Consider the following 9,889-nt stretch of genomic DNA (forward strand, 5'->3'; position numbering starts at 1 on the left):
AACGCATTATCACTTTTTTAATAATAAAACAGTTGCCTGTGCAGCAATGCCTTCTTCTCTGCCTACAAATCCGAGTTTTTCAGTAGTCGTAGCCTTCACATTCACCTGTGAGACAGCTGCTTCTAATAATTGTGCAATTCTCGCTCTTATTTCTTCAATATGCGGAGCCATTTTCGGCTTTTGAGCGATAATCGTACAATCTATATTTCCAAGCTTGTATCCATGCTCTTTTACAATTCCCCATACATGTGTTAACAGCTTAGCAGAGTCTGCATCTTTAAATGCAGGATCAGTATCAGGAAAGTGTTTTCCAATATCTCCTTCTGCAATAGCTCCTAAACAGGCATCAGCTACTGTATGCAATAAAACGTCTGCATCAGAATGTCCGAGTAACCCTTTTTCAAAAGGAATTTCAATCCCGCCAATAATAAGCGGTCTCCCCTCTACAAGCTGGTGTACATCATAACCTTGACCAATTCTTATCACATTCATTCCTCTTTTCCCTCTAAAATAGCTTTTGCAACAATTAAATCATCAGGAGTTGTCAGCTTAATATTCGTGTAATCCCCAAAAATAACTGCAACAGATTGTCCCATTCTTTCAACAAGACTGGCATCATCTGTTCCAAAAAAATTATTTTCCTCTGCATCCTTATGAGCATTCATAATAAGAGGAAGCTGAAAGGCCTGGGGAGTCTGCACTGACCAAAGTGTTGATCTTTCAACAGTTTCAATGACGGTATTGTTTTCTACCCGTTTAATGGTATCTTTTACCGGGACAGCTGCTAATGCGGCCCCTTTCTCTTTCGCTGCCTTTACAAGTTCCTCAATTTTAGATGGTTTAATAAATGGTCTTGCTCCATCGTGAATGAGGATAAGCTCATTTTTAACAGCTTTTAAACCATTATACACACTTTCTTGCCTTTCGCTCCCGCCAGCAACTAACTTTGTCACTTTGTTTAAATGATATTTCTCAATTAAGTCCATAAAAATAGAACGTTCACGCTCATTTATAACGAGAATAATGTTAGAGCAATACAAATGATTTTGAAAAACGAGCAATGTATGTACGATGACTGGTATACTGTCCAGCTCGATAAACTGCTTATTCTTTCCTGCATTCATTCTTTTTCCTTGGCCAGCCGCAGGAATAATAACCTCATAGTTCATATTATTTCTCCTTTAAGCAATGAAACAGCCCTAGGAAAACCATGTTTATTCAAACAAGGATTCCACAGGGCTTTTTCTATTTCATATTCAAAACCTTTATGACTATAAACATACCATATTTTTCATCACGACTATAGTGCTTTTTCAAGTAATTTCGGTTTAGCGAAAATCATTCGGCCTGCAGATGTTTGCAATACGCTCGTAACGAGAACATCTATTTGCTTACCGATATAATTGCGGCCTTCTTCTACAACGATCATTGTACCGTCATCTAGATAAGCAATACCTTGATTATGCTCCTTGCCGTCCTTAATCACTTGAACATTCAATTCTTCACCTGGGAGGACGACAGGTTTCACTGCATTTGCAAGATCATTTATGTTTAAAACATGTACTTTTTGGAGTTCACAAACTTTATTTAAATTAAAGTCATTTGTCACAACAACACCTGATGTTAATTTCGCAAGTTTGACAAGCTTACTGTCTACCTCTTGTATATCCTCAAAATCACCTTCATAGATCTCTACTTTAATTGCTAATTCTTTTTGAATACGATTGAGAATATCTAATCCTCTTCGGCCCCTGTTTCTTTTTAACACATCTGATGAATCTGCAATATGCTGCAATTCTTCGAGCACAAATTGCGGAATAACGATTGTTCCTTCTAAGAAACCAGTCTGACAAATGTCAGCAACCCTGCCGTCAATAATAACACTCGTATCTAAAATTTTTAATTTTTTATCCTCGTAATCAGTTTCTTCCTCTCCAGTCCCCTTCTTCTTACCGATACGACTTGGAACAGAGAAGACATTAACAAGTTCGTCCCTCTTCTTAAAACCGACTTGGAACCCTAGATAACCCAATAAAACTGTTATAAAAATAGGGAGATAAGTGTCCAAATATTGAATATCTGGCAGAGGAATAATAATTAAAAATGCAATAATAAGTCCAAATATTAACCCGAGACTACCGAATAATACATCAGTAACCGGTGCTTTAACTAATGATTCTTCCAACAGCTTTATCCAGTTCACTACATAGTCTACTAACCAAAAAGTAATACAAAAGAATATAACAGCCCCTAATACCGCTAAAGTATATGGCGCACTAATAAAAGGTATGTCCTGCATTTGAAGAAGCTGAAGCAGCTTTGGCATAAAGAAAACACCTAGCATTCCTCCAACACTTAGAAAAAACAGTTGTATAATTCGCTTTAACATACCTTCACCTCCCTTATAGATTATAAACACTTTATCCTAACTAAAACACTTTATAAAGAGATACTTAAAATTGTAATTAGATTGAAATCATACTGTAAAAAAGAAACAAGTATGAAATGAAAGTAAAAACAAGTTTAATATAGCCTAATTTTTTAAAAATTAAACGTTTTCATTAACTTTTTCCATTAAATTATTGCTACATCTGTTAGTCGATATCTATATTAAAAAAGTTACTGTTTCCCATACTTATTTTATTACGAAAAAGGAATAGAATAAGTTTCAGGTATTTATTTCCACACGAATGAAAATTGAGGTCTCAGATTACCCTTCCAGTGTAGCCTTCAATGCCTCTGCAACCGTTTTCACTCCGATAAGTTTAATCCCTTTAGGAGCAGTCCATCCTTCCAGATTCGCTTCCGGTAAAATAGCACGCTTAAAGCCAAGCTTAGCCGCTTCCATCACTCTTTGTTCGATTCTGGATACTCTTCTTACTTCTCCAGTTAAACCAACTTCGCCAATAATAACATCAGTTGGATTGGAAGGAACATCTCTAAAGCTTGAAGCAATGCTAACAGCTACAGCTAAGTCGATTGCAGGTTCATCAAGCTTCACACCGCCAGCAACTTTTAAATAAGCATCTTGATTCTGCAGTAATAATCCTACTCTTTTTTCAAGTACTGCCATAAGCAAAGGTACCCGGTTATGATCAATTCCTGTAGCCATCCTTCTCGGGTTTCCGAAACTTGTTGGAGAGATAAGAGCTTGAATTTCAACTAGAACAGGTCTTGTCCCTTCCATAGAGGCAACAACAGTCGAGCCTGCAGCTCCTTTTGAACGTTCCTCAAGGAAGATTTCAGAAGGGTTTAATACTTCCTCTAAACCACTTTCCTTCATTTCAAAAATACCCATTTCATTTGTAGAACCAAAGCGGTTTTTTACAGCTCTTAATATTCTATACGTATGATGACGCTCCCCTTCGAAATAAAGGACAGTATCAACCATATGCTCTAATAATCTAGGACCGGCTATTGAGCCTTCTTTCGTTACATGTCCAACAATAAAAATCGCAATACCTTTCGTTTTAGCAATTCTCATTAATTCAGCAGTACATTCCCTTACTTGTGAGACACTTCCTGGAGCTGATGTTATTTCATTATGATAAACAGTTTGAATAGAGTCAACGACAACAAAAGCAGGATTTGTTTCTTCTATTGCTTTAGAAATAAAGCTTAAGTCCGTTTCAGAGAGGACAAATAACTTTTCTGATTTTACTCCAAGGCGATCAGCTCTAAGCTTTGTTTGACTAACTGATTCTTCACCTGAAATATAAAGAACATCATTTCCTCCATCAGCTAACTGAGAAGAGACCTGCAATAATAAAGTGGACTTTCCAATACCAGGATCTCCACCAATAAGAACAAGAGAGCCTTTAACGATACCGCTTCCTAATACACGGTTAAACTCTTTTAAATTTGTATGAATTCTTGGTTCATTCATTGTTTCAATACTAGTAATCGGAGAAGGTTTTTGAACAGTTTGATTAGAATGCGCAAAAGTTGCTTTACGGGGAGATGCTGCTTTTAGTATTTCTTCTGTCATCTTATTCCATTCGCCACATCCAGGACATTTCCCCATCCATTTTGGGGATTCATAGCCACAGGACTGGCATATAAATTTCACCTTTGTTTTTGCCATACTTGGATCCTTTCTCTAGTAGAATACGTAAATAGTATCATTTTCATAATATTTACGACAGAATTAAATAAAGGAAAAAAGAGAGGCACACGCTTTGCAACTATGCCTCCACTATAAAATGTTTTATTTAACTCTCTTAAACTGGCGTTTTATTTAACTGTCTCTTCTTCAACAGTTTTTACAACAAATTCATTATTTTCTACATCTAAAATAATTTTCTTGCCCTTTTCAATTGTTCCTTTTAAAAGCTCTTCAGAAAGACGGTCTTCAACATGCTTTTGAATTGCGCGGCGCAGCGGACGAGCTCCATATTCAGGATCAAAGCCTTCATCACTTATTTTATCCTTCGCTGCTTCTGTTAATTCTAATGTTAATTCCTGTTCAAGCAGACGTTTCGTTAACTGATCTGACATAAGAGAAACGATTTCTTTGATATGCTTCTTCTCTAAAGAATGGAAGACAATAATTTCATCAATTCGGTTAATGAATTCTGGACGGAATGCTTTTTTAAGTTCGCCCATTACTTTACCTTTCATATCTTTATAGTTTTGATTCTCATCTTGAACATTGAAACCAACGTATTTATTTCGTTTTAATTCACTTGCTCCAACATTTGAAGTCATAATTAAAATCGTATTTCTAAAATCAACTGTACGTCCTTTTGAATCAGTAAGACGTCCATCCTCTAATACTTGCAGTAAAATATTAAATACATCCGGATGAGCTTTTTCGATTTCATCTAGTAACACGACTGAGTACGGCTTTCTTCTAACTTTCTCAGTCAACTGTCCGCCTTCCTCGTAGCCGACATATCCTGGAGGTGAACCTACTAATCGGGAAGTAGAGTGTTTTTCCATATATTCAGACATATCAATACGAATCATTGCATCCTCATCACCAAAAATCGATTCAGCAAGTGCTCTTGCTAATTCTGTCTTACCTACACCAGTCGGTCCTAAGAAGACGAATGAACCAATTGGGCGTTTTGGATCTTTTAAACCTGCTCTTGCTCTTCTGACAGCCTTTGCAACAGCGGTAACTGCTTCTTCTTGGCCAATTACTCGTGAATGAAGGATATTTTCCATATTGAGCAGCTTATCTGTCTCTGTTTGGGCTAATCTCGATACAGGTACACCAGTCCAACTTGATACGACTAAAGCGATATCTTCCACTGTTACCTCTGTATTTTCCTGACCTTGCTTTTCTTTCCATGTTTTCTTCGTTTCCTCAAGCTGTTCTCTTAATCTTTGTTCTGTATCACGTAATGATGCTGCCTTTTCAAATTCCTGACTTTGAACAGATGCATCCTTTTCTTTACGGATTTCTTCTAATTTCTGTTCTAATTCTTTCAAATTAGGTGGTGTTGTAAAAGAACGAAGTCGAACTTTCGAACCAGCTTCATCAATTAAATCAATTGCTTTATCTGGTAAGAAACGGTCAGAAATATAGCGGTCAGAAAATTTAACAGCTGCATCAATTGCATCATCAGTTATCGAGACGCGGTGATGCGCTTCATAGCGGTCACGGAGACCCTTTAAAATTTGAATACTTTCTTCTACTGTCGGCTCATCAACTTGAATCGGCTGGAATCTGCGTTCAAGTGCTGCATCCTTTTCAATGTATTTTCTGTACTCATCTAATGTCGTTGCACCTATACATTGTAATTCTCCACGGGCTAATGATGGCTTTAAAATATTTGATGCATCAATTGCACCTTCAGCACCACCTGCACCGATTAATGTATGAAGTTCATCAATAAATAAAATAATATTGCCTGCTTGGCGAATTTCATCCATTACTTTCTTCAAGCGGTCTTCAAATTCACCACGATATTTTGTACCTGCAACAACAGTACCCATATCAAGTGTCATAACACGTTTATCACGTAATATTTCCGGAACTTCATTTTGTACGATCTGCTGTGCCAGTCCTTCAGCAATTGCCGTTTTACCGACACCAGGTTCACCGATTAAAACAGGGTTATTTTTTGTTCTTCGGCTAAGCACCTCAATTACGCGCTGAATCTCTTTTCCTCTTCCGATAACAGGGTCGAGACTTCCTTCACGAGCAATGACAGTTAAATCACGGGCTAAGCTATCAAGAGTTGGTGTATTTGCATTTGCCATACCTCCACCTTGATGATTTGCTGATGATTCATTGCTTCCTAATAATTGAAGTACTTGTTGACGCGCTTTATTTAAACTAACACCTAAGTTATTAAGAACTCGTGCAGCAACACCTTCTCCTTCACGAATCAATCCTAATAAAATATGCTCTGTACCTACGTAAGAATGTCCAAGCTTTCTTGCTTCATCCATTGATAACTCAATCACTTTTTTCGCTCTTGGTGTATAATGAGGAGATTCTAAAGCTTCTTGGCCTCTCCCAATTAGTCCTTCTACTTCCTTTTGAATTTTCTCAGGGACAAGTCCTAAAGCTGAAAGTGCCTTTGCAGCAATTCCTTCCCCCTCCTTAATGAGTCCGAGAAGAATATGCTCTGTTCCAATATTATTATGTCCTAATCTAACTGCTTCTTCTTGTGCTAAAGCAAGTACCTTTTGTGCACGCTCAGTAAATCTTCCAAACATCATATTCCATCATCCTCCATCCGTTTATTACTTTCCATTTCCAGCTCTAATCTTTCTCTTATTAACAACGCTCTTCGAACGTCTCTCTCATCAGGTCTTAACGGTCCACCAAAATATTGCTGTAAAAAGCCAGGTTGGGTAAGAATCATCAATTCATTTAAAATTGTTTTTGAAATATCTTTTATAATGCCTAAATCAATTCCCAACCTGACATCTGATAAACATCTTGCTGTTTCCTTTGACTCAATAACTCTGCTGTAGACAAGTGTTCCAAATGAACGGTAAACCCGATCCTCCAATTGAATTTGGGAGGTGTTATAAAGTGCTTCCCTAGCAGATCTTTCTTGTGAAATCAATTGCTGAACGACACTTATTAAATCATCAACAATATCTTCCTCTGATTTACCAAGTGTAATTTGGTTTGAAATTTGAAAGATATTTCCTAAAGCTTCGCTGCCTTCTCCATAGATCCCTCTTGCAACTAGACCTAACTGGTTAATAGCTGGGATAATTCTAGTTATTTTTTGTGTAAGAACAAGAGCTGGTAAATGCATCATGACAGAAGCTCTTAACCCTGTACCTACATTTGTCGGGCAGCTAGTTAAATAACCCCTATGCTCGTCAAAAGCATAGTCTATTTCCTTTTCGATCCAATCATCCAATTTTCCTGCAATATCTAAAGTTTTTTTCAATTGGAATCCAGGTAATAAACATTGAATTCGTATATGATCCTCTTCATTTACCATAATGCTAACTTCTTCATTCTCAGATAATAAGCATCCTCCAAAAGCCGAATTTTCAGCTAAATGATGACTAATTAAATGTTTTTCAACAAGCACTCTTTTTTGAATAGACTGAAGATCATTTATTTTTAATAATTCTAACTTTCCAACCGGCTCACATACTTTATCAGCAAATGCATCCTCAAAGATCTTTACTACTTCTTGTGCTTCTTCATTCGTTGCGATAGTTGGAAATTCAAATTTTTCAATATTACGGGCTAATCGAATGCGGCTGCTTAGAACAATATCTGAATCAGGACCATCTTGATTCATCCAAGCGCTCATTGCATTATTAATAAAATGTTGGAGTGACATGAATTTACAATCCCTCCTCTCTAACATTATGTAATTCTTTCTCTAAAGTGCGAATCTCATCTCTTACATTTGCTGCCTGCTCAAATTCTTCTTGAACAATGAGCTCGTGAATTTTGCTCTTTAATTGTTCAATTTGCTTCCTAATATGAATATCTCCACCAATGCGTTTTGGGATCTTACCAGAGTGCTCTGTATTACCACCATGAACACGTTTTAAAATTGGAATTATTTGATCTTCAAAAGCTTTATAACAATTAGAGCAACCGAACCTGCCAACTTTAGAAAATTGCTGAAAGGTCATTCTGCATCTTTTGCATTGAAGTACGTCATTTGTTTTAAATAATTGATTTTGTTGTTCTCCAGACTTTGTGAGTGCAGGCTCCATATTCAGCAAACCAGCTAACAGACTATTAAAAGAAAAACCGCCGCCATCAAACATAAACTTTTCACTATTCTCTTTTGCACAATGTTCACAAATATGAACTTCTGTTTTTTCACCATTAATTACTTTAGTGAAGTGAAAAGTAGCCGGCCGTTCCTGACATTCTTGGCATATCATCTCTTCACCTTCCATCATTTGAATTTCAACGAAGTCAACATTGCTTTTACCATTCTTGCCCTTAATTCATCCCGGTGAGGAAGATCAATATACAAAACTGATCGGTCAATTACACTGAGCATAAGTTTTGCCTCTCTCTCAGATAATACTTCCTCACTAACGAGCCTTCCGATAATATCCTCTGCTGAAGCTTGGGAAAGCCTTTGATCAATCAAATGGAGAATCTGATCAATTAAATGTGCATGATCATGAGCGTGAACTTTAATAATCCGAATGTAGCCACCGCCACCTCGCTTACTTTCAACAATAAAACCTCTCTCTATTGTAAATCTTGTATTAATAACATAATTTATTTGTGATGGTACACATTGGAACTTATCTGCAATCTCACTCCGTTTAATCTCGACAATTTCTTTTCCGCTGCTATCGAGAACTGCCTTTAAATACTGCTCTATAATATCAGAGATATTTCTCACTCAACCTCCCCCTAACTTGACTTTGACTATATTTGACTATAACCTTACTATAAAACGAAGCGAGAAAATTTTCAACTTTAACGTCCCATAATAAATATTTCCATAAACATAGACGATAAAACCTATTTATAAAATTTTCTCTACTTCTTTAATATTTGATATGATTTGTTTTATTTCTTCACTGCTTAATGCACTAGCTTCTATATCTAATAAGTAACAAAAAAATAAGTTTCCCTGTTTATCTTTCTTCGTCTTAATCATATCTAATTTATAGATAACTAAGTTGAATTCAGATAATCTTTTTATAATTTTTTCTACTGCAATTGGAGAAGATGGTACAACAAACTTAATCTGTTTCCGTTTCTTTGAGGAATCCATCACTTTTTCTAACTTATTAAGAAAGATTAAACTTAATAATACAATTAATGTAGTAAATACAGCTAAATCATACATACCTATCCCAGAGACAAGTCCTAAACCTGCAACTATCCATATTGATGCGGCAGTTGTTAACCCCCTTACTGTCGCACCTTTAACAAGTATTGTACCTGCACCTAAAAAACCTATTCCGCTAATAACATAGGATGGAATTCTAGCTGGATCAAATCTTATATTTTCATGTTGTGATATGTATTCCTGAAAGCCATATATAGATAGCAGCATCATTAAACAAGAACCTACTCCAACTAATAAGTGTGTACGGAATCCAGCTGGATGTTTCTTAATCTCACGCTCTAAACCAATCGAGCCACAAAGAACAGCGGCAAGAATAATACGGGACATCATTGTTATCGAATCTTCATGAAAAAAACTAGATAGCATGTATGGATACCTCCAGCTCCAAAATCTTTACTTTATAACATGGATATAAATAATAAAAAATGAACTATCTCTATAAAATTTATGTAAATAAATTTACTATTTATTACGATATATGTAGATTCATCTATAAAAATGCAATCAAATTATTTTTTTCTAATGGCTTTCTTATTATTAAAACTTGAAAACTATTTAAAAAATGAAAACAATTCTTTAAAAATAACAAAAAAGACCAGCATTTCTGCTGGCCTTCTTTCATCTTACTT

The 9,889-nt window shown here is 36.1% G+C and carries 9 protein-coding genes; all 9 read right to left on the reverse strand.

The genetic code is table 11. The annotated features are described in order from the left end of the window. Positions 1-9: 9 nt before the first annotated feature. A complete protein-coding gene (gene ispF / locus BFA01S_RS06320) occupies positions 10-486 on the reverse strand; it encodes a 2-C-methyl-D-erythritol 2,4-cyclodiphosphate synthase (protein WP_066227129.1) in 477 nt (158 codons plus the stop codon). 2 nt (positions 487-488) lie between these two features. Continuing rightward, complete coding sequence (gene ispD / locus BFA01S_RS06325) at positions 489-1,169, reverse strand: 2-C-methyl-D-erythritol 4-phosphate cytidylyltransferase (protein WP_066227132.1); 681 nt, start codon at positions 1,167-1,169, stop codon at positions 489-491. A gap of 131 nt (positions 1,170-1,300) precedes the next feature. Beyond that, complete coding sequence (locus tag BFA01S_RS06330) at positions 1,301-2,389, reverse strand: PIN/TRAM domain-containing protein (protein WP_066227134.1); 1,089 nt, start codon at positions 2,387-2,389, stop codon at positions 1,301-1,303. A gap of 321 nt (positions 2,390-2,710) precedes the next feature. Next, complete coding sequence (gene radA, locus BFA01S_RS06335; protein ID WP_066227139.1) at positions 2,711-4,084, reverse strand: DNA repair protein RadA; 1,374 nt, start codon at positions 4,082-4,084, stop codon at positions 2,711-2,713. Positions 4,085-4,233: 149 nt separating this feature from the next. Further along, positions 4,234-6,675 carry an ATP-dependent protease ATP-binding subunit ClpC gene (gene clpC, locus BFA01S_RS06340; RefSeq protein WP_066227141.1) on the reverse strand — a complete coding sequence of 814 codons (2,442 nt, stop codon included), beginning with the start codon at positions 6,673-6,675 and terminating at the stop codon, positions 4,234-4,236. Continuing rightward, entirely contained in the window at positions 6,672-7,769 is a 1,098-nt protein-coding gene (gene mcsB, locus BFA01S_RS06345; protein ID WP_066227145.1) for a protein-arginine kinase McsB, read from the reverse strand. Before mcsB ends, clpC begins: the two co-directional genes overlap by 4 nt. Before the next feature lie 4 nt (positions 7,770-7,773). After that, on the reverse strand, positions 7,774-8,328 hold the full coding sequence (gene mcsA / locus BFA01S_RS06350; protein WP_066227155.1) for a protein-arginine kinase activator protein McsA: 555 nt from the start codon (positions 8,326-8,328) through the stop codon (positions 7,774-7,776). Positions 8,329-8,342: 14 nt separating this feature from the next. Further along, positions 8,343-8,804: a CtsR family transcriptional regulator gene (locus BFA01S_RS06355; RefSeq protein WP_066227147.1), complete on the reverse strand. Its 462-nt coding sequence runs from the start codon at positions 8,802-8,804 to the stop codon at positions 8,343-8,345. Positions 8,805-8,930: 126 nt separating this feature from the next. Then, positions 8,931-9,626 carry an MgtC/SapB family protein gene (locus BFA01S_RS06360; RefSeq protein ID WP_156483547.1) on the reverse strand — a complete coding sequence of 232 codons (696 nt, stop codon included), beginning with the start codon at positions 9,624-9,626 and terminating at the stop codon, positions 8,931-8,933. Positions 9,627-9,889 lie beyond the last annotated feature (263 nt).

Origin of the sequence: Metabacillus fastidiosus NBRC 101226 (assembly GCF_001591625.1) — a bacterium.
Taxonomy (GTDB): domain Bacteria; phylum Bacillota; class Bacilli; order Bacillales; family Bacillaceae; genus Metabacillus; species Metabacillus fastidiosus.